Genomic DNA, 21013 nt, shown 5'->3' on the forward strand with positions numbered 1-21013 from the left:
GACGGCGTCTGCTTGGGGGGGGGTGGGGGCCTGCCTCGTGGGGTTCGGACCGCACCGGGCGTCAGAGCGCCGCGGTCAGTTCCGGTACAGCCTGGAACAGATCGGCCACGAGGCCATAATCCGCCACACTGAAAATCGGCGCTTCGGGATCCTTGTTGATGGCCACGATGACCTTGGAATCCTTCATGCCTGCCAGATGCTGGATCGCGCCGGAGATACCGACTGCGATATACAACTGGGGTGCCACGATCTTGCCGGTCTGGCCGACCTGCCAGTCGTTGGGTGCATAACCGGCATCGACTGCGGCACGCGAGGCCCCGACAGCCGCACCGAGCTTGTCTGCCAGGGCATTGAGCAATGCAAAGTTCTCGGCACTGCCCAGTGCTCGCCCACCCGATACGATGATCTGGGCAGCGGTCAACTCGGGGCGATCACTCTTGGCCAGTTCGCGGCCCACGAAAGCCGACAGGCCGGAATCGGCGACAGCAGCTACGTTTTCGACGGCAGCCGCACCACCTTCTGCAGCCACAGGATCGAAGGCCGTGGCTCGCACCGTGATGACCTTGACCGGATCAGCCGATTGCACCGTGGCAATGGCGTTGCCCGCATAGATCGGGCGCTGGAAGGTGTCGGCCGACTCTACCGCGATGATGTCGGAGATCTGTGCCACGTCGAGACGGGCCGCCACGCGGGGGGCGATGTTCTTGCCCGACGCCGTGGCCGGGAACAGGATGTGGCCATAGTTGCCTGCCACTGCCAGCACCTGTTCGGCAGCATTTTCCGCCAGCCCCTCGGCCAGTTGCGGCGCATCGGCCAGCAGGACCTTGGACACGCCCGCCACCTTGGCGGCCTGATCCGCCACGGCCTGCGCCTGGTGACCGATCACCAGCACATGGACATCGGCACCCAGCCTGGCAGCCGCTGCCACCGTGTTGAGCGTAGCGGCCTTGAGCTGCGTATTGTCGTGTTCAGCAATAACCAGAGTCGTCATCTTCAGATCACCTTCGCTTCATTCTTGAGTTTGTCGACCAGCGCAGCCACGCTGTCCACCTTGACGCCAGCCGAGCGCACGGGCGGCTCGGCAACCTTGAGGGTCTTGAGGCGCGGGGCCACATCGACCGACAGTTCTTCGGGCGTGAGGGTATCGAGCTGCTTTTTCTTGGCCTTCATGATGTTGGGCAGCGTGACATAGCGCGGCTCGTTCAGGCGCAGGTCAGTGGTGACGATCGCCGGCAGCTTGAGTTCGATGGTCTCGAGACCGCCATCAACTTCGCGGGTCACGACAGCCTTGCCGGCTTCCACCTTGACGGCGCTGGCGAAGGTGGCCTGGGGCCAGCCCAGCAGTGCTGCCAGCATCTGGCCGGTCTGGTTGGCATCGTCGTCGATGGCCTGCTTGCCCAGCACGATGAGTTGCGGCTGCTCCTTGTCTGCCACGGCCTTGAGCAGCTTGGCTACGGCCAGCGGCTGAAGCTCTGCGTCGGTCTGCACCAGCACGCCACGATCGGCACCGATGGCCATGGCCGTGCGCAGCGTTTCCTGGCTCTGCGCCACACCGCACGAGACCGCCACGACCTCGGTCGCCACGCCGCCTTCCTTGAGGCGTACGGCTTCCTCGATGGCAATCTCGTCAAACGGATTCATCGACATTTTCACATTGGCGATATCGACACCCGACTGGTCGGCCTTGACGCGTACCTTGACGTTGTAGTCAACCACGCGCTTGACGGGAACAAGCACCTTCATCCAACATCCTCCGAAAATACCCGTCCAGTCCGGTCAGGACACATACGGGTCTAAATTGAAAAAACCTTTCAATTCTACAACTTCGCCAGCGCCCTGACATGCGCCACCACGCTGCGGCCCAGCGAGGACAGGGTATACCCCCCTTCCAGCATGCTGACGATGCGCCCCTGCGCGTATTTTTCAGCCACCTCGACCAGTTGCCCGGTCAGCCAGGCGTAGTCGTCCTCGACCAGCGTCATCTGGCCCATGTCGTCTTCGCGGTGGGCATCGAAACCGGCCGAGATGAAAATCATCTCGGGTCGATGCGCCTCCAGCCTCGGCAACCAGTGTCGGTGTACCAATGTACGGACCGCCGCGCCCGACGTGTAGGGTTCGACCGGCACGTTGACCATGTTGGCCGCCGGATGATTGTTGATGACATTGGGATACAGCGGATGCTGGAAAAAACCGCACATCAGCACCCGCTCGTCACCCGCAAAGGCCGCTTCGGTGCCATTGCCATGGTGCACGTCGAAATCGATCACCGCTACCCGCTGCAGCCCATGCACTTCCAGGGCATGGGCAATCGCAACCGCGATATTGTTGAAGAAACAGAAGCCCATGGCCTGCTCCGGACAGGCGTGATGCCCTGGCGGGCGCACCGCACAGAAGGCCGTACGCGACTGCCGCGCCATCACGGCATCCACCGCAGCGATCCCTGCTCCGGCGGCATGCAGCGCTGCCTTCCAGGTATGCGGATTCATCAGCGTATCGGGATCGATCGGCCGATGTCCACTCTGCGGGCTGGTCGCCTGCAGCATGTCGATATAGCCTGCGGGATGAATGCGCTCGAGTGCTTCGCGCGTCACGGCCGGGGCCAGATCCTGCGCCAGATAATCGGCCAGACCACTGGCCATCAACTGGTCCGAGATGGCATCGAGACGCTGCGGCGACTCGGGATGCCAGTCTCCCATCTCGTGCAAACGGCACGCAGGATGAGTAATATAGAGTGTCTCCATTGGATGCTTTATGCCATTTTATATTCGTCATCTTTCGACCGGCCTCGCGGCCATGGCCTTGAGCGCCTGTGCTGCATCAAATCCAGGCGCACCTTCATTATCTACTACTATTGACGGCTCTGCACCTGCCGCACAGGCTGCACGGGAAACAGCAACACCAGCGGCCGGCACCCCCGCCGACGGCAGCCAAGCCCGACTGGCCGAAGCTTCCAGGCCACAGACAGCGTCGGCCCGCACAGCCGAGACCGCACCATCGCAGACGCTCCCGGCCGAGACAGCCTTGCCGGCCGATGCCGATCTGCCCACCTTCATCAATGGGCTGGCCCGGCAATACGATCTCGATCCGGCCCGACTGGGCAGCATCCTGGCGCAGGCCCGCAACCATCCCGGCATCGCCCGCGCCATCCTGCCGGCCGCCGCCATGCCGCCGGCGCAGCGCACGCCACGCAGTTGGTCACGCTATCGCGACCGATTCGTAGAGCCGATCCGCATTCGCCACGGCCTGTCTTTCTGGCAACAGCACGCCGATATCCTGCAGCGCGCCAGCCAGCAATACGGCGTTCCGGAAAACATCATCGTCGCCATCATCGGTGTCGAGACACTGTATGGCCGCCATACCGGCAACTACCGCACGCTGGATGCCCTCTATACACTTGGCTTTCACTACCCCGATCCGGCGCGACCGGATCGACAGCAGATGTTCCGAGACAACCTGGCCGATTTTCTGGTCTGGACGCTCAAGGAAGACAGCATCGACCCGCTGCAGGTGCGCGGCTCCTATGCCGGGGCCATCGGCCTGCCCCAGTTCATGCCGAGCAGCCTGCGTCGCTATGCCGTCGATGGTGATGGCGATGGCCATATCGACCTGCTCGGCAATCCCGCCGACGCGATCATGTCGGTCGCCAATTTCCTGGTCAGGCATGGATGGCAACCAGGGCTGCCGGTCTTTGCCCCTGCCAAGCTCCCCGATCAGCCACACCTGCTGGTCGATGGCGGACTGACGCCCACGCTCGACTGGTCCCGCCTCAAGCAGGCCGGTGCCGCAGCCGAACAGGCCAATTGGCAACAGCATCCGCTAGGGGTCATTGATCTCAAGGATGAAGTGCTGGAGCACACCAGCTACCGGGTGGCCACACCGAATTTCTTTGCACTGACCCAGTACAACCGCAGCTACTTTTATGCCACCGCCGTGGCTGACCTGGCCGCTGCCCTGCAGGATGCCCGTTAAGGTCGATATGTCTTCAGATCTGAGGGCATATCGACCCAGGGAAATCGACATTCATGCCTCAATCGGCACGCGGCTCGATGATCACGGGCCGGGAAGCATAGCCGCGTCTGTTTGCCGGAGCAGCCCTGTTGGCACGATACGCCGACACCTGTCCAGATGAACCGACCCCTGCTCCGCTTGCCGCGCCGGACACTTGCAATCCCTGCTCCAGCAGACGCTGCAAGCGGGCCGGCCCGATGCCCTTGACCCGATCCGACAGATCGTCCAACGACGCATAATCACCACCACGCTGCCGCTCCAGCACAATGCGCTCGGCCGTCTTGGGGCCAACACCCTTCAAGGCCTGCAAGGCAGTGGCGGAGGCCTGATTCAGATCCAGTGCATGCGCATCGGCCCAGCCGCCTCCAACACCTGACAGCAGCGCGACGGCCAACAGCCAGTGCCGGAGCCGGCCCGTTGCAACCAGCCGGTTTTGCCGCTGTGCCGGGCTGTGCCGCATGCGCCCCGATCGTCCACGCAGCGAGCCTACCGGCTCAGGCGACAAAGCGGGGGGCGTTTCATTATCGCAACCTTGTGGGACTGTTTGAGGCACATCTGTGCCGGCAATCCGTGCTGGTTGCGCATGTTCCGGCTGCGCGACCACCGGGTCCAGGAATGGATTCATCTCATGTCTCCTTGCCAAGAAAAAAGGCGTTCCCGCCATGGAAACGCCTTTTCATCTTCGCCGATGCAGCCTGACCGCAGCAGGCAACGGGACAAAAACATCCTATATCATCGGTACGCCAGCCTCATGATCAGCATGACTGCCACTCAGGTACACAGTCGTACCCATCAACGCGGATTGAATACGCCCGTCGACAGATAGCGGTCGCCCCGGTCACACACGATGAACACGATCGTCGCATTGCGGACTTGTTGCGCTACGCGCAAGGCAGCCACCAGCGCGCCACCGGACGACACGCCGGCAAAGATGCCTTCTTCTGCGGCCAGGCGGCGCACCATATCCTCGGCCTCCTGCTGGCCGATGGATTCGACCTGATCGATGCGCTGCGCATCGAAAATGCTGGGCAGATAGGCCTCGGGCCACTTTCGGATGCCAGGAATCTGGGCACCCTCGGCAGGCTGTGCCCCGACCACGCGCACATCCGGATTCTGCGACTTGAGATACTGCGATACGCCCATGATGGTACCCGTCGTGCCCATGGCACTGACGAAATGGGTCACCTGCCCGCCGGTCTGCGACCAGATTTCCGGCCCTGTGCCTTCGACATGCGCCAGCGGATTGTCCGGATTGGCGAACTGGTCCAGCACTCGGCCCTTGCCTTCGGCCTGCATTTTCATGGCCAGATCACGGGCGTATTCCATGCCGCCCTGACTGGCCGGCGTCAGGATGAGTTCGGCACCGTAGGCCGTCATGGCCGCACGACGCTCCAGCGACAGGTTGTCTGGCATGATCAGGATCATGCGGTAGCCGCGCATGGCAGCGACCATGGCCAGGGCAATACCGGTATTGCCACTGGTCGCCTCGATCAGCGTATCGCCCGGGCGGATATCGCCACGGATTTCGGCGCGGCGAATCATGGACAAGGCAGGCCGATCCTTGACCGAGCCGGCCGGATTGTTGCCTTCCAGCTTGGCCAGGATCACGTTGCAACGATCATCACTGCCGGGGATGCGCTGCAGACGCACCAGCGGGGTATTGCCGATGGTCTGCTCTACGGTTGGGTACTGCTGTGTCATTTCCACTCCTGCTCAGCGCGCCCGCAGGGCCCGCACATATTCGGCCACGCCGGTCTGGACATCGCGCATCGGGGCCTCGAAGCCGGCAGCCCGCAATTGCGTGGCATCGGCCTGCGTGAAGCTCTGGTAGCGGCCCTTGAGGTCATCGGGAAACTCGGTGTAGCGAACCAGCCCCTGCGACACCAGTTCCTGCAGCGACAGCGCCTCATGCCCCTGCTCGGCGCGCAGGGTATTGACCACGGCCACGGCAATATCGTTGAACGGCTGGGCGCGCCCCGTTCCGCAATTGAAGATACCGGACACGTCGGGATTGTCGAGAAAATGCAGATTGACGGCCACCACATCCTCGACGGAGATGAAATCGCGGCTCTGTTCGCCATCGCCATAGCCATCCCAGCCGCCGAACAGCCGCACATGCCCTTCGGCCAGGAACTGGTTCATGTTGTGGAAGGCCACCGATGCCATGCGCCCCTTGTGCTGTTCGTTGGGGCCGTACACATTGAAATAGCGTAGCCCAACAACCTGCGCGGTCAGCGAATCGAAACGGCGACGCACCACCTGGTCGAACAGGAACTTGGAATAACCGTAGACATTGAGTGGTTTCTCGTTGACCAGGTCTTCGGCATAGACCGGACCCGGACCATAGACTGCGGCAGACGAGGCGTACAGAAAGGGAATCCGCTTGCGCTGGGTGTATTCGAACAGTTCCAGCGTGACACGGTAATTGTTGTCCATCATGAAGCGGCCGTTGCGTTCGGTCGTGGCCGAACAAGCTCCCTGATGCAGGATGGCCGTCACCGGCGGCAAGGCATCCTCGGCGACACGCTGGCGAAAATCGTCCTTGTCCATGTAGTCGGAAATGCGACCCGAGGCAAGGTTGGCGAACTTGTCGCCATCGGTCAGGTCATCGACCGCCAGGATATCGGTTTCGCCGCGCAGGTTGAGCCCACGCACCAGATTGCTGCCGATGAAACCGGCTGCGCCTGTCACTATGATCATATGAGTTCCTCCGCCGTCACTATGGACGTGCCCAGTTTGCCGACCACGATGCCGGCGGCCTGATTGGCCCAATAGATGGATTGTTCCCAGTCAGCTCCGGCAGCACGCATCGCGGCTACAGTGGCGATGACCGTATCGCCGGCCCCGGAAACATCGAAGACTTCCTGCGCCTGCGCATCGACATGCATGCGACCGCTGTCGCTGAAAAGCGTCATGCCTTGCTCTGAACGCGTCAGCAGCAAAGCCTCGAGATCAAGCTCCCGACGCAGGTTCTGGACCCGTTCGGTCAGGGTTGCCTCTGAACTCCAGCGCCCGATCACCTGCTCCAGTTCGAGCCGGTTGGGCGTCAACAGCGTAGCACCACGATAACGTGAGAAATCGTCCCCCTTGGGGTCGATCAGCACAGGAATGGCGGCTGCCCGGGCCAGTTCGATCAGGTGTTCGACCCGGTCAAGCACGCCCTTGGCATAGTCGGACAGCAGCAGTACATCATGCGCCAGCAACAGCTGGGCAGCCTGCAGTTCAATGCCACCCAGTGCCTGCGGCGATGGCCGTTCCTCGAAATCGATACGCAGCAATTGTTGCTGGCGGCCCAGCACACGCAGCTTGAGCGTGGTCGGATAGGCTTCATCGCGATTGAGCTCGGCGGCGATACCGGCCTCTGCCAGCATGTCCACGACATGGCGGCCTGCCTCGTCATGGCCGATCACTCCCAGCAGGCTGGCCCTGGCCCCCAGCGCCGCGACATTGCGCGCCACGTTGGCTGCGCCGCCGAGACGATCTTCGCGACGGGCCACCCGCACTACGGGCACGGGTGCTTCAGGCGAAATACGATCGACGGCACCAAACCAGTAGCGATCCAGCATGATATCGCCCACGATCAGTACCCTGGCCTGTGCCATCAGGGCAGCAGGAAACGATTTCATGACAGTTCCTCCAGCCTGCGCGGCGCATAGGTTTCCCATTCGTTGCAACCCGGGCACTGCCAGTAGTAGCGTCGTGCCTGAAAGCCGCAGTTATGGCAGACATAGCGATCGAGCCGCTGCGTATGCTTGTGGATCAGACTGCGCAACAGCGCCAGATCTGCTCCTCGGACCAGCGCACCGGACTGATCGGTACCCGCCAGTTCGACCTCGAGCAGACGATCCAGCCCCAGCAGTGAAGGATGCTGCTCCAGCGCCTTGCGTGCATACGCCCAGGCGATATCGCCGCCCTGCTGGGCGCGCAGCTCCCGAAAAACAATATTGAACAGATCCAGGGAGGGATATTCCTCATAATGCGCCTGCAACAAAGCCAGTGCCTGTACTTCCTCACTCGATATGCGGTAATTCTCGAGCATGCGCTCGGCGACCAGTCCGGCATAGTCAGGGGCATCCTTGAGGATACCCATCAGATGCTGGCGTTCGCTGCGAAAATCCTGTTCGACGGCAGCCAGTCGACCGCGCAGCATGGCTATCCGTACCTGAGAAACCGGCGTGCGCATCGCCTGCTTCTGTGATGCCACCGCATGCTCGGCAGCATCCAGCGCCCGTGAAGTCGCCTCGAGATCCGGCTTGGCACCCGCCAGTGCCATCTGCGCCTGCTCACAGTAGTAATGCACCAATTGCGGCACCGGCTCTTCGACCAGCCCCTGCAATGTGCGTACCGCCTCGATGGCACGCGGCCAGTCGTGTGCGGTTTCGTAGATGCGAATCAGGGCGCGCAGTGCAGGCAGCGCATAGCGGCTATTGTCCAGTTGGCGAAACGATTCTTCGGCGCGATCCAGCAATCCGGCCTTGAGGTAATCCTGCGCCAGCTCGTGCAAGGCATGCTCGCGCTCGGCCACCGGCAGGTCGGCCCGGGCAAGCAGGCTCTGATGCACTCGGATGGCACGCTCCATTTCCCCCCGGCGACGAAACAGGCTACCCAGGGCAAAGTGCAGCTCAGTTGTCTCGGAATCCAGTTTGGCGACTTCGACAAAGGCGTCAATAGCATGGTCCGGCTGCTCGTTGAGCAGGAAATTCAGCCCCCGGAAATAGGACTGGGGGAGATTGCGCGTTTCTTTCAGCATCTGCCGGATATCGACACGCGCGGCGACCCAGCCCAGCCCAAAGAGCACAGGCACGAGTATCAGCAGCCAGGGCTCAAAATCCAAATTCACAATACCAGCCTTAGGTCCGCATGCGGACCGGAAATATCATCCGAACAACGATGCCGCGAACACACGGCGCTCAGCGGGCGGGCAAGCCTGCATCGATCACCACAGGTGCCGACTGGGCCGGTGCGGCAGGCGTGGTGTCCTGCAGGCGGTCCAGTTCACGCCGCAGGCGGGCAGCCTCGCGACGTCGGCGCATGGCACCGGGAATGGTCAGCAGCAGGCCGAATACCGCGCCCAGCACGAAAGCTGCCAGCATGACCACGATAAGCGGAATATCCTGCAGCACGAGGCCAGAATAGAACGTCACCGCTACAGGAGCTGTGTTGCCCAGTGCAAACACGAGCACAAGCAGGAAGATCAGCAGGCGCAGGGTCCAGACAAGGTAGCGCATCGGTACGCTCCAGAAAGTAAACGGCTATTGTAAGGCCTGCATGCGGCCACGACAAAAAAATGGCCTCCCCGACGGGGAGGCCATTTTGACAGAACGCGCCAGCGACGCGATCCGTATCTTATGACGATTGCGCGGCCTGATCGACCCGCTCACGCAGCTCCTTGCCGGCCTTGAAATGTGGCACCCATTTTTCGGGCACCAACACCTGCTCACCGGACTTGGGATTGCGCCCGACGCGCGGTGCACGCCGGGACAGCGAAAAGCTGCCGAACCCCCTGATCTCGACACGCTGACCACTGGCCAGCGCAGACAGCATCGAGTCCAGGATGGTCTTGACCGCGTAATCGCTGTCGCGAGCCGCGAGCTGCGGAAAGCGGTCTGCCAGAATCGCGATAAGCTCGGAGCGTGTCACGGCTGCAATCAGTCGTTACCGCGCTGCTGCTGGTCCAGCTTGGCCTTGAGCAGTGCACCCAGGTTGGTCGTACCCGAGGAGGCGCTGGCTTCGGACATGCGCTGGATGGTTTCAGCCGTTTCAGCGTTGTCACGCGCCTTGATCGACAGCTGGATCGAACGGGTCTTGCGATCCACGTTCAGGATCATGGCTTCGATGTTGTCGCCTTCCTTCAGGGCGGTGGTCGCGTCTTCGACACGGCCAGCCGAGATTTCGGAAGCACGCAGGTAGCCTTCGACATCGACCGACAGGGTCACGACAGCACCCTTGGGCTCGACGCTCTTGACCGTACCCGGAACAACAGCACCCTTGTCGTAGGTCGACACGAAGTTGTTGAACGGATCGCCTTCGAGCTGCTTGATACCCAGCGAGATACGCTCCTTGTCGGTGTCGATGGCCAGCACCACGGCCTCGACTTCATCGCCCTTCTTGAAGTTGCGCACGGCTTCTTCGCCGGACTCGCTCCAGGACAGGTCGGACAGGTGCACCAGACCATCGATGCCACCCGGCAGGCCGACGAACACGCCAAAGTCGGTAATCGACTTGATCGCGCCGCGAACCTTGTCGCCACGGGCGAAGTTGGTCGAGAACTCTTCCCAGGGGTTGGGACGGCACTGCTTCATGCCCAGCGAGATACGGCGACGGTCTTCGTCGATTTCCAGGACCATGACTTCGACTTCTTCGCCCAGGGTCACGACCTTGCGCGGATCGACGTTCTTGTTGGTCCAGTCCATTTCGGACACGTGCACCAGACCCTCGATGCCGGATTCGACTTCCACGAATGCACCGTAGTCGGTCAGGTTGGTGACCTTGCCGAACAGGCGGGTGCCTTGCGGGTAGCGACGTGCCAGGCCGATCCAGGGATCTTCGCCCAGTTGCTTGACGCCCAGCGAGACACGGCTCTTTTCCTGGTCGAACTTGAGCACCTTGGCTTCGACTTCCTGACCCACCTGCAGGACCTCGGAAGGATGACGGACACGGCGCCATGCCATGTCGGTGATGTGCAGCAGGCCATCGATACCACCCAGGTCGACGAACGCACCGTAATCGGTGATGTTCTTGACGATACCCTTGATGATCGCGCCTTCGTGCAGCGTCTCGAGCAGCTTCTCGCGTTCCTCGCCCATGCTGGCTTCAAGGACGGCACGACGCGACAGCACAACGTTGTTGCGCTTGCGATCGAGCTTGATGACCTTGAATTCCATGGTCTTGCCCTCGTAGGGCGTGGTGTCCTTGACGGGACGCAGGTCGACCAGCGAGCCCGGCAGGAAGGCACGGATGCCGTTGGTCATGACGGTCAGACCGCCCTTGACCTTGCCCGTGATGGTGCCGTTGACCAGTTCGCCGGATTCCAGCGCCTGTTCCAGCGACAGCCAGGCCGACAGGCGCTTGGCGCGATCGCGCGACAGCACGGTATCGCCGTAGCCGTTCTCGAGCGAATCGATGGCGACCGACACGAAGTCGCCGACATTGACTTCAAGCTCGCCCTGGTCGTTCAGGAACTCTTCGAGGGGGATGAAGGCTTCAGACTTCAGGCCGGCATTGACGACCACGAAGTTGTGGTCAATACGCACGACTTCGGCGCTGATGACCTCACCGGACTTCATGTCCTGGTTTTTGATGCTTTCCTCGAAGAGGGCCGCAAAGCTTTCCATGCCGGTGGGCGCGGGGTTGAGAGAAACAGAAGACATTGAAAAAGGATCCATGGCAGCCCCGGAAGACTGCCTCTAAATTACACGCCCGAACAGGCTCATCCCACCCGGGCGGAGTGAAAAAACCCCGCATGCAACGTACAATCCGCACATGCAAGGACCTGAAAACGCCTGGCCTTGCGACCCGACGCCAACAAACCGGTACGACTGAAAATCAGACTGCCGCGGTGATGCGGGCGCGATAGAGTGAAAGCACATGAGCGATCACTTCGACCGCTGTCATGGCCGAGCTATCGAGCGTCACGGAGTCAGGCGCAGGAACCAGCGGTGCCGCCTTGCGGCCCGTATCCCGCGCATCGCGCTCCATGAGATCACGCAGCAAGTCTTCGAGATTAGCAGAAATCCCCTTCGCCTTCAACTGCTTATAGCGCCTTTCGGCGCGCGCCTGCGCGGCGGCGACCAGGAATACCTTGAGTGTCGCTCCAGGAAACACCACCGTCCCCATATCGCGTCCATCAGCCACCAGTCCAGGCATCTGACGAAACTGGCGCTGGCGGGCCAGCAACGCGGCACGCACCTCGGGCAAGGCTGCAATCACCGAGGCCCGCACGCCGACGGCCTCCTGGCGAATGGCATCTGCCACGCACTCGCCATCCAACCAGGCACCATCGGCATCGAAGCGGATATCGAGATGACCGGCCAGCGCCGCCAGGGCAGCCTCATCATCGGCCGCGACCTCGCGACGCATCGACGCCAGCGCCGCCAGACGATAAATCGCCCCGCTATCGAGGATATGCCAGCCCAGCGCCTGCGCCACGCCCGCCGCCACGGTTCCCTTGCCGGACGCCGTCGGACCATCGATGGCGATCACCGGGATATCGTTCGACAGATCATTCGGACTCATGCTTGCACCAACGCGGAAAAAACCTCGAAGTAGGTCGGGAATGTCTTGCTGACACAATCCGGATCCAGAATACGGACAGGCACAGGGCCAAACGCCGCCAGCGAAAAACACATCGCCATGCGGTGATCATCCCAGGTACCGATTTCCGCAGCGCGCCAATCCTGTGCTGCCGGAGGTGTTACCTCAAGCCAGTCCTCTCCGGAACGGACCTGCGCGCCCAGCTTGGACAGTTCAACGTGCATGGCATGGATGCGGTCGGTTTCCTTGACGCGCCAGCTGCCGATGTTGCGCAGGCGACACGGGCCATCGGCGTACAGTGCCAGTGCGGCTGCCGTCATGGCGGCATCGGGAATCAGGTTGAAATCGGCATCGAAGGCGCGCAGACGACCGCCTATAGCGACTTGAGGGCCCGAGGTTTCGATCCAGTCAGGCCCCCAGGTAACGGCAGCCCCCATTTCCTCGAGCGTACGAGCGAAAAGGATATCGCCCTGAATGCTGTCGGCACCTGCCCCCTCGACTCGGACCGGACCACCACCGATAGCGCCCAGTGCCAGAAAATACGATGCAGACGAGGCATCGCCCTCGACCTGCACATGCCCCGGCGAACGATAGGCCGCATCGGCCGGCACCACGAACTCATCCCATTCGTGCTGCTCGACCTGCACGCCAAATCGGGCCATCAGGTTGAGCGTAATACGGATATAGGGCTTGGAAATCAGGTCGCCCTCGACCTTGATGTGCAAGGGCTGGCCACTGGCACGGGTCGCCAGGGGCGCAGCCAGCAGCAGTGCCGTCAGGAACTGGCTGGAGACCGCACCCGGCACGCGCACACTCCCCGTCGTGGAAATCGTACCCATGCCAATATGCAGCGGCGGATAGCCCGGCGTACCCAGATAATCAATGGCCGCCCCCATCTCCCGGAGGGCCTCGGCCAGATCGCCGATGGGACGCTCATGCATGCGCGGCACGCCCGACAGGGTATAGTCACCGCCCATCAGCGCCAATGCAGCCGTCAACGGGCGAAAGGCCGTACCGGCATTGCCCAGGAAGAGTTCCGCCTGCTGCACCGGAAAGCGCGCGCCGCCCCGCACGACCACATCGCCGTCATCCTGTCGTGACAGGCCCACACCCAGCGTTTCGAGGGCGGCCAGCATGACCCGGGTATCGTCCGAGTCGAGCAGGCCGCGCACGTGGGTTTCTCCCTCCGCCAGTGCCGCCAGCAGCAATACCCGGTTGGAAATGCTTTTGGAACCTGGCAGCACCACGCGCCCCTGCGCACGTTTCAATGGCTGCAGATCGAGATATTCTCTGGTCATTGTTTTGTCTCCTCTTTTCTGCCCCACTGCTGGCGGGCCTGCGATGCCCGCTCGAACAGTGCCAGCAAAGCCTCGCCGTCACGCTGTTCAAGCGCCTGGGCGGCCACATCGAAGGCGGCCTGCCAGGCGCGGATTTCATCGAGCAGTGCAGGTGCATTCTGCAACGAGATATCGCGCCACATTTCGGGCGAGGCTGCGGCGATCCGCGTAAAGTCGCGAAACCCCGTGCCTGCCATGTCGAATCTTGCCTGGGCGTCATCGGCCCCGAGGATCTGATTGATATAGACCATGGCCAGCCAATGGGGAAAATGGCTGACACTGGCCAGCAGTGCATCATGGCGCTCGACATCGAGGCAATCCACCCGGGCACCACATGCTTCCCAGATCGCCTGCAGGCGTGCCACATCGTCCGGCCGGTTCTCGGGAATCGGCGTGATCAACACGCGGCGGCCATCATACAAATCTGCACGCGCCGCCTCCGGGCCTGACTCATGCGAGCCGGCAATCGGATGTCCCGGCACAAACTGCCCTGCCCGCCCCTGCAGCGCGGTACGCGCGGCTTGTGCCACACCGGCCTTGGTGCTGCCGGCATCCGTCACCAGCGCGGTGTCACGCAGGTAGGGTGCCATCCGCGCCAGGCAGGCTGCCGTCTGCTCGACCGGCACCGCCAACAGGATCAGGTCAGCCTGGGCAGCAGCCTCTTCGAGGGTAGCCATGCCATCGATCAGGCCCAATGCCTGGGCACGGCGCAACGTGTCCGCATGGCGCCCGACCCCCAGGATGCGTCCGGCCAGCCCGGCTCGACGCACGGCTGCCGCAAAGGAGCCACCAATCAGGCCCACGCCCACTACAGCAAGAGTCGCAATTTTGTTCATCCGGTTTCTCCGCGCCGGAATCAGGCTGGATAGGAGCCCAATATCTTGATGAATGCCGCTCGCTCCCTGAGTGCCTCGATGGCCTGGGAGACAGCCGCATCATCCCGGTGCCCCTCGATATCGACATAGAAGAAGTACTCCCATTGCCCGGTACGCGCGGGACGCGATTCGAAACGCGTCATCGAGACACCATGTGCCGCCAGCGGGGCCAGCATGTCGTAGACCGCACCCGCCCGGTTGGGCAAGGCCAGGATCAGGCTGGTCTTGTCCTTGCCACTGGGCAGGGTATCCATGTTGCCGATCGCGAAAAAACGCGTTCGGTTCTGCGGATCGTCCTGAATGCCCGAGGCCACCAGATGCAGATTCCAGGCCAATGCCGCCGTCTCGCCGGCAATGGCCGCCACGGTGGGATCAGCCGCTGCGACGCGGGCAGCCTCGGCATTGCTGGCTGCGGCATCCCGCGCCAGCAGCGGATAGTTGCGCGCCAGCCAGCCCTGGCATTGGGCCAGGGCCTGCGGATGCGCCATCACGCGCGTCACGCCATCCATGCTGCCGCTGGCCGTCATCAGGCAATGGCGGATCTCGAGCGAGCGCTCGCCAAGGATACGCAGCGGTGAAGTCAGGAACAGGTCCAGCGTCCGGTTGACGGCACCTTCCGTGGAATTCTCGACCGGCACCATGCCGACATTGGCCTCACCAGCTTCGACCACGCGAAACACTTCGTCAAATGAACTACAGGGCAGGCACTGTACGGCACGACCGAAATGATCCAGCGCGGCCTGCTCGGAAAAGGAACCGTGCGGCCCGAGATAGGCCACAACCAGCCCACGCTCCAGCCCGCGACAGGCCGAGATGATTTCCGTCCAGACCGCCGCAACCGCCTTGTCGGGAAAAGGACCGGGATTGTCCGCCTGCAGGCGGCGGATGATCTGCGCCTCACGCTCGGGGCGCAACACGGCGTCGTTCGCGTTGAAGCGGTGCTTCGCCACGCCCACTTCCATGGCCGCTGCCGCACGCTGTGACAACAGGGTCAGGATCTGCGCATCAATGCTGTCGATCCGCTCACGCAGCGGCTGCAGCGCCTGCTGCAGGTCTGTGGACTGCGCCGCCTCGGGTGCCTCGCCATGCTCAGCCATGCGTACGCTCGAACTCTTTCATGTAGTCGACCAGCGCCTGCACGCCTTCGATCGGCATGGCGTTGTAGATCGAGGCACGCATGCCCCCCACGCTCTTGTGGCCCTTGAGCTGCAGCAGGCCGCGTGCCGCAGCGCCAGACAGGAACTCGGCGTCCAGCGCTGCATCATGCAGCGTGAAGGGCACGTTCATGCGGGAACGGAAGTTCGGGTGTACCGGGTTGCGATAGAACCCGGTCTGGGCCAGGTAGTCGTACAGCAACGCCGACTTGGCAATGTTGCGCTTTTCGATTTCCGCCAGGCCACCCTGCTCTTTCAGCCACTTGAACACCAGGCCGGCAATGTAGATGGAATAGGTCGGCGGCGTATTGAAGCACGAACCTTCCTTGGCCACGTTGGCGAAGTCGAAGGCCGACGGGCAGGCTGCCTGGGCATGCCCCAGCAGGTCGCGGCGCACGATGACCAGCGTCACGCCGGCTGGGCCGGCATTCTTCTGCGCACCTGCGAAGATCACGCCAGCACGACTGACATCCATCGGGCGCGACAGGATATTGGATGAGGCATCGACCGTCAGCACGGCATCGGGCGCGCCCAGCGCAGCCAGATCGGGCCAGTCATTGAACTCGACACCGCCGATGGTCTCGTTGCTGCACAGGTGTACATAGGCTGCGTCCGGGCGAACCTGCCAGCTTGCGGCCTCGGGCACCCAGGTCCAGGGCTGCCACTGCTGCCCATCCATCTCGAGGACAGTACCACTGCTGGCCGCAACACGAACATCACCATAACGACGTGCTTCTTTCTCGGACTTGACCGACCAACTGCCGCTCAGCACGTAGTCGGCCACGCCGGAACGGCCCAGCAGGTTCATCGGCACCAGCGCATTGGCGGCAATGGCACCACCCTGCATGAACAGCACCGCATAATCATCGGGCACGTTAAGCAACTGGCGCAGATCGGCTTCGGCCTCATTGCAGATCTGCCCGAACTCCTTGCCCCGATGGCTCATTTCCATCACGGACATGCCACTGCCGTGCCAGTCGAGCATTTCGGCAGCCGCCTGCCTCAAAACACTTTCGGGCAGGACGGAAGGACCTGCGGAGAAATTCCAGGGACGTACTTGACTGCTCATTCTGCTGCCTCTTCAGCTGATTGTTCGCCTGCCGGTGCCGGCGTCTCGTCGGTTGCCTCGGCCTCGTCTACGGATTCGTCCGCATCGCTTTCCGCCACGCGCCGCACACCAGACAGCACGCAGCCCTCGTCCACGTTGATCAGGGTCACGCCCTGGGTGGCACGCCCCATCTCGCGGATTTCCTGCACGCGGGTGCGAACCAGCACGCCACCATTGGTGATCAGCATGATCTCGTCCTCGGGAACGACCAGAACGGCCCCCACGACCTTGCCATTGCGGGCCGAGGTCTGGATGGCGATCATGCCCTTGGTGCCGCGCCCATGACGCGTGTACTCGGAGATGGAGGTCCGCTTGCCGAAACCGTTTTCGGTTGCAGTCAGCACGCTGCGCTCTTCGTCGGAAGCCACCAGCAGCGAAATCACCGCCTGGCCGTCCTCCAGGGTCATGCCGCGTACGCCGCGTGCAGTACGACCCATCGCACGCACATCGCCTTCATCGAAGCGCACGGCCTTGCCGGCATCCGAGAACAGCATGATGTCGTGCTTGCCATCGGTCAGTTCGGCACCGATCAGATAGTCACCCTCATCCAGGCCCACGGCAATGATGCCGGCCTTGCGAGGATTGGAGAAATCGGACAGCGGCGTCTTCTTGACGGTGCCTCGCGAGGTCGCCATGAAGATGTAGTGATCATCGCTGAAGGCCTTGACCGGCAGCACCACCGTGACCTTTTCGCCATCGATCAGCGGGAACATGTTGATGATGGGCCGGCCGCGCGAATTGCGCGTACCCTGCGGGACCTCCCAGACCTTGAGCCAGTAGACGCGGCCACGGTCGGAGAAGCACAGCAGGTAGTCGTGCGTATTGGCGATGAACAGTTGCTCGACCCAATCGTCTTCCTTGGTCGCCGTGGCCTGCTTGCCACGCCCGCCGCGCTTTTGCGAGCGGTACTCGGACAGCGGCTGGCTCTTGATATAGCCGCTGTGCGACAGCGTGACCACCATGTCCTGCGGCGTGATCAGGTCTTCGGTATCGAGTTCGGTGGCGTTGAATTCGATCAGAGAACGACGTGAATCCTTCGCGTTGATCGAGAATTCCAGTTTGATGGCGGTCAGTTCGTCGGCAATCACCTCAGTGATGCGTTCCGGACGGGCCAGCAGGTCGAGCAGGTCGGCAATCGTCGCCATGATGTCACGGTATTCGCCGACGATCTTGTCCTGCTCCAGCCCGGTCAGGCGCTGCAGGCGCATGTTCAGGATTTCCTGGGCCTGCACATCGCTCAGTCGATACTTGCCATGATCATCGCCACCGACCTGCAGCCCGAACTCGGCAGACAGGCCGTCGGGCCGGTAGGCAGCACTGCCACCAGGCGTCTGGCCGTCATCGGCACGGCTGAGCATCTCGCGCACCAGCGACGAGTCCCAGGGACGTGCCATCAGTTCCTGGCGCGCCACCGGCGGTGTGGGTGCCGCCTTGATGATGGCGATGAAGTCATCGATATTGGCCAGCGCCACGGCCAGGCCTTCGAGCACGTGGCCACGCTCGCGCGCCTTGCGCAACTGGAATACGGTACGACGGGTCACCACCTCGCGCCGATGGGACAGGAAATAGTCCACCATCTGCTTGAGGTTGAGCAGGCGTGGCTGGCCATCGACCAGCGCCACCATATTCATCCCGAAGGTATCCTGAAGCTGGGTATGCTTGTACAGGTTATTGAGCACGACCTCGGGCACTTCATTGCGCTTGAGCTCGATCACCAGGCGCATGCCGTCCTTGTCGGACTCGTCGCGGATATCGGAAATGCCCTCGATCTTCTTTTCGTTGACCAACTCGGCAATGCGTTCCTGCAGCGTCTTCTTGTTGACCTGGTAGGGAATGGCGTCGACCACGATGGCCTGCCGATTGCCCTTGTCCATATCCTCGAAGTGCGTCTGTGCCCGCATCACCACCCGACCGCGACCGGTGCGATAACCTTCGCGCACACCGGACATGCCATAGATGATGGCACCCGTAGGGAAATCAGGTGCAGGAATCAGCTCGATCAACTCATCGATCGTGCATTGCGGATGGCGCAACACGAACAGACAACCATCGATCACCTCGGCCAGGTTGTGCGGCGGAATGTTGGTTGCCATCCCCACTGCAATCCCGGCGCTGCCGTTGACCAGCAGGTTGGGCAAACGCGACGGCAACAGCAGCGGCTCCTGCTCGCTGCCATCGTAGTTGGGCCCGAAATCGACGGTTTCCTGGTCGATGTCGGCCAGTAGCTCGTGGGCGATCTTGGACAGGCGGATTTCGGTATACCGCATGGCCGCTGCGTTGTCGCCGTCGATGGAGCCGAAGTTGCCCTGGCCGTCGACCAGCATGTAGCGCAGTGAAAAGTCCTGCGCCATCCGCACGATAGTGTCGTAGACCGCCTGATCCCCGTGAGGGTGATATTTACCGATCACATCGCCGACGATACGGGCCGACTTCTTGTAGGCGCGGTTCCAGTCGTTGTTGAGTTCGTGCATGGCGAACAGCACGCGCCGGTGCACGGGCTTGAGGCCGTCGCGCACGTCCGGCAGGGCCCGCCCCACGATCACGCTCATGGCGTAATCGAGATAGCTGCGGCGCATTTCGTCTTCCAGCGAAACCGGAAGCGTCTCCTTGGCAAAGGAATCCATATCTACCTATACCCAAAAAAGCCTGTAGACCGGCCCCAGATTGCGGGGCTAACAGGAAATTCTATCATTGAGGTCGTAAAACATCGAATCGGCCCTCCTGTTTGCATTCCCCACTGCAAGGGTCGATTCCCCCACACCGCCGGGAAACCCACAGTGTTGCAAACAACCAACACAGCGCCCCTGCCTGTCTCCTTATTTTGGTGTGCATCAGGATCAATCCCCGTAAAGATGGCACCAAAAGCAGAACAAATGGCTTAAGATTGCCCTCAGCACGCAGGTAAACCAGCGCAAACCTTGGAAACATGTTCTTGGCGTTGCTATACTGACCCCGTTTTCCTGATTGCGGCGGGTGTTCGCTGCGAGTCAACCATCCTGCTTCAAGCTCAACGAGGAGAAACATGAATAAGCCCTCCAAAATCGCTCTGGCGCTCGCTATTGCCGCTCTGACGGCTACCGGCGCAGCTTCCGCACAGACCATCGACAACTGGCGCGATTCGTCCGGCAATGCTGTTCGCAATGGCGACGGTGAACTGTGCTGGCGCGATTCGTTCTGGACGCCCGCCACCGGCATCCCCGGCTGCGACGGCGTACCCGTTGCCCAGGCTGAAGCCCCGGCTCCCGTGGTTGCTCCCAACCCCATCGCCGACAAGGTCGTCCTGAGCGCCGACACGTTCTTCGACTTCGACAAGGCCACCCTGAAGCCGGAAGGCCGTCAGCTGCTGGATCAAGTCGCTGCCCAGGCCCGTGGCCTGACGCTGGAAACCGTGATCGCCGTCGGTTACACCGACTCGACCGGCCCCGCTGCCTACAACCTGAAGCTGTCCGAGCGTCGCGCCGCTGCCGTCAAGGCCTATCTGGTCGAGCAAGGCATCGATGCCAACCGCATCTATACCGAAGGCAAGGGCGAAGCTGACCCGATCGCCACCAACGCCACCCGCGAAGGTCGCGCACGCAACCGTCGCGTGGAAATCGAAATCGTCGGCAGCCGTCGCTGATTTCGACATGCGTCACACGCCCTGCCTGCAGGGTGTGCGCATGATCCAAAGCCCCGCCCTGCGGGGCTTTTTTGCGTCCATCGGACAGGCGCACGACACGGTACAATCACAGGCGTGTCATTTCAGGAATACGCCATGACGTCCACCGCCGCTCACGCAGCCCCCACCCTCAACGCCGATCAGGCTGAGCTCGACAAGTTCAGCGCCCTGGCCAGCCGCTGGTGGGATCCCGACAGCGAATTCAAGCCGCTGCATGCCATCAACCCGTTGCGGCTGGACTGGATCGACGATCTGTCAGGTGGCCTCAAGGGCAAGCGCGTCCTCGACGTCGGCTGTGGTGGTGGCATCCTGGCCGAAAGCATGGCCCGCCTCGGCGCCGATGTCACAGGCATCGACCTGGCCGAGCGCTCGCTCAAGATCGCTCGCCTGCACAGTCTCGAATCCGGTGTCGCCGTCAATTACCAGGTCATCAGCGTGGAACAACTGGCGGCCGAGGCTCCAGCCACGTTCGATACCGTCACCTGCATGGAAATGCTTGAGCACGTCCCCGATCCCGGTTCGGTCGTCCAGGCATGTGCCACCCTGGTCAAGCCAGGAGGCATGGTGTTCTTCTCCACGCTCAACCGCAACCTCAAGTCTTTCGTGCACGCAATCGTCGG

Annotated in this window: 20 protein-coding genes; 3 read left to right on the forward strand and 17 right to left on the reverse strand. The window is 62.1% G+C overall.

Annotated features, from left to right (window positions below; translation table 11 throughout):
* Nucleotides 1-61: 61 nt before the first annotated feature.
* The 3 genes from ABN482_RS13960 to ABN482_RS13970 all read right to left on the reverse strand — a co-directional run bounded on the left by ABN482_RS13960 (nucleotide 62) and on the right by ABN482_RS13970 (nucleotide 2741).
* Nucleotides 62-991 (reverse strand): electron transfer flavoprotein subunit alpha/FixB family protein, encoded by a 930-nt coding sequence (locus tag ABN482_RS13960; RefSeq protein WP_349504555.1) that lies wholly within the window; start codon nucleotides 989-991, stop codon nucleotides 62-64.
* A gap of 2 nt (nucleotides 992-993) precedes the next feature.
* Nucleotides 994-1743, reverse strand: coding sequence for an electron transfer flavoprotein subunit beta/FixA family protein (locus tag ABN482_RS13965; protein WP_349504556.1), 750 nt, complete (start codon nucleotides 1741-1743; stop codon nucleotides 994-996).
* 74 nt (nucleotides 1744-1817) lie between these two features.
* On the reverse strand, nucleotides 1818-2741 hold the full coding sequence (locus ABN482_RS13970) for a histone deacetylase family protein (protein WP_349504557.1): 924 nt from the start codon (nucleotides 2739-2741) through the stop codon (nucleotides 1818-1820).
* A gap of 10 nt (nucleotides 2742-2751) precedes the next feature.
* Between ABN482_RS13970 and mltB the strand changes: the two genes are divergently transcribed.
* On the forward strand, nucleotides 2752-3969 hold the full coding sequence (gene mltB / locus ABN482_RS13975) for a lytic murein transglycosylase B (RefSeq protein WP_502877304.1): 1218 nt from the start codon (nucleotides 2752-2754) through the stop codon (nucleotides 3967-3969).
* A gap of 58 nt (nucleotides 3970-4027) precedes the next feature.
* Here the strand turns inward: mltB and ABN482_RS13980 are convergent, their stop codons facing one another.
* From ABN482_RS13980 to gyrA, 14 genes are all read right to left on the reverse strand, one after another.
* Nucleotides 4028-4633 carry a ComEA family DNA-binding protein gene (locus ABN482_RS13980; protein ID WP_349504558.1) on the reverse strand — a complete coding sequence of 202 codons (606 nt, stop codon included), beginning with the start codon at nucleotides 4631-4633 and terminating at the stop codon, nucleotides 4028-4030.
* A 167-nt stretch (nucleotides 4634-4800) separates the two neighbouring features.
* A complete protein-coding gene (gene cysM / locus ABN482_RS13985) occupies nucleotides 4801-5709 on the reverse strand; it encodes a cysteine synthase CysM (protein WP_349504559.1) in 909 nt (302 codons plus the stop codon).
* Nucleotides 5710-5721: 12 nt separating this feature from the next.
* Nucleotides 5722-6708, reverse strand: coding sequence for an ADP-glyceromanno-heptose 6-epimerase (rfaD, locus tag ABN482_RS13990; protein WP_349504560.1), 987 nt, complete (start codon nucleotides 6706-6708; stop codon nucleotides 5722-5724).
* Nucleotides 6705-7634, reverse strand: a complete 930-nt coding sequence (gene rfaE1 / locus ABN482_RS13995) for a D-glycero-beta-D-manno-heptose-7-phosphate kinase (RefSeq protein WP_349504561.1) — start codon at nucleotides 7632-7634, stop codon at nucleotides 6705-6707. Before rfaE1 ends, rfaD begins: the two co-directional genes overlap by 4 nt.
* Nucleotides 7631-8842, reverse strand: a complete 1212-nt coding sequence (lapB, locus tag ABN482_RS14000) for a lipopolysaccharide assembly protein LapB (RefSeq protein ID WP_349504572.1) — start codon at nucleotides 8840-8842, stop codon at nucleotides 7631-7633. Before lapB ends, rfaE1 begins: the two co-directional genes overlap by 4 nt.
* A 76-nt stretch (nucleotides 8843-8918) precedes the next feature.
* Nucleotides 8919-9236, reverse strand: coding sequence for a lipopolysaccharide assembly protein LapA domain-containing protein (locus ABN482_RS14005; RefSeq protein WP_349504562.1), 318 nt, complete (start codon nucleotides 9234-9236; stop codon nucleotides 8919-8921).
* A 118-nt stretch (nucleotides 9237-9354) separates the two neighbouring features.
* A complete protein-coding gene (locus tag ABN482_RS14010) occupies nucleotides 9355-9648 on the reverse strand; it encodes an integration host factor subunit beta (protein ID WP_109061641.1) in 294 nt (97 codons plus the stop codon).
* 8 nt (nucleotides 9649-9656) lie between these two features.
* Nucleotides 9657-11378 carry a 30S ribosomal protein S1 gene (gene rpsA / locus ABN482_RS14015; RefSeq protein WP_349504563.1) on the reverse strand — a complete coding sequence of 574 codons (1722 nt, stop codon included), beginning with the start codon at nucleotides 11376-11378 and terminating at the stop codon, nucleotides 9657-9659.
* Between the two features lie 175 nt (nucleotides 11379-11553).
* Nucleotides 11554-12243: a (d)CMP kinase gene (gene cmk / locus ABN482_RS14020; protein ID WP_349504564.1), complete on the reverse strand. Its 690-nt coding sequence runs from the start codon at nucleotides 12241-12243 to the stop codon at nucleotides 11554-11556.
* The gene (gene aroA, locus ABN482_RS14025) at nucleotides 12240-13559 is read right to left on the reverse strand and encodes a 3-phosphoshikimate 1-carboxyvinyltransferase (RefSeq protein ID WP_349504565.1); all 1320 of its coding nucleotides are present in this window, start codon (nucleotides 13557-13559) and stop codon (nucleotides 12240-12242) included. Before aroA ends, cmk begins: the two co-directional genes overlap by 4 nt.
* On the reverse strand, nucleotides 13556-14434 hold the full coding sequence (locus ABN482_RS14030) for a prephenate dehydrogenase (RefSeq protein WP_349504566.1): 879 nt from the start codon (nucleotides 14432-14434) through the stop codon (nucleotides 13556-13558). Before ABN482_RS14030 ends, aroA begins: the two co-directional genes overlap by 4 nt.
* Before the next feature lie 20 nt (nucleotides 14435-14454).
* A complete protein-coding gene (pheA, locus tag ABN482_RS14035; protein WP_349504567.1) occupies nucleotides 14455-15570 on the reverse strand; it encodes a prephenate dehydratase in 1116 nt (371 codons plus the stop codon).
* A complete protein-coding gene (serC, locus tag ABN482_RS14040; protein WP_349504568.1) occupies nucleotides 15563-16696 on the reverse strand; it encodes a 3-phosphoserine/phosphohydroxythreonine transaminase in 1134 nt (377 codons plus the stop codon). The genes pheA and serC overlap by 8 nt, the downstream gene beginning before the upstream one ends.
* Complete coding sequence (gyrA, locus tag ABN482_RS14045; RefSeq protein ID WP_349504569.1) at nucleotides 16693-19359, reverse strand: DNA gyrase subunit A; 2667 nt, start codon at nucleotides 19357-19359, stop codon at nucleotides 16693-16695. The genes serC and gyrA overlap by 4 nt, the downstream gene beginning before the upstream one ends.
* Nucleotides 19360-19757: 398 nt before the next feature.
* Here gyrA and ompA point away from each other — a divergent pair, with 398 nt between their 5' ends.
* On the forward strand, nucleotides 19758-20354 hold the full coding sequence (ompA, locus tag ABN482_RS14050) for an outer membrane protein OmpA (RefSeq protein ID WP_109061649.1): 597 nt from the start codon (nucleotides 19758-19760) through the stop codon (nucleotides 20352-20354).
* A gap of 135 nt (nucleotides 20355-20489) precedes the next feature.
* A partial coding sequence (gene ubiG / locus ABN482_RS14055) for a bifunctional 2-polyprenyl-6-hydroxyphenol methylase/3-demethylubiquinol 3-O-methyltransferase UbiG (protein WP_349504570.1) occupies nucleotides 20490-21013 on the forward strand: 524 nt, incomplete at its 3' end.

Source organism: Corticimicrobacter sp., from assembly GCF_040137905.1.
Classification (GTDB): domain Bacteria; phylum Pseudomonadota; class Gammaproteobacteria; order Burkholderiales; family Burkholderiaceae_B; genus Corticimicrobacter.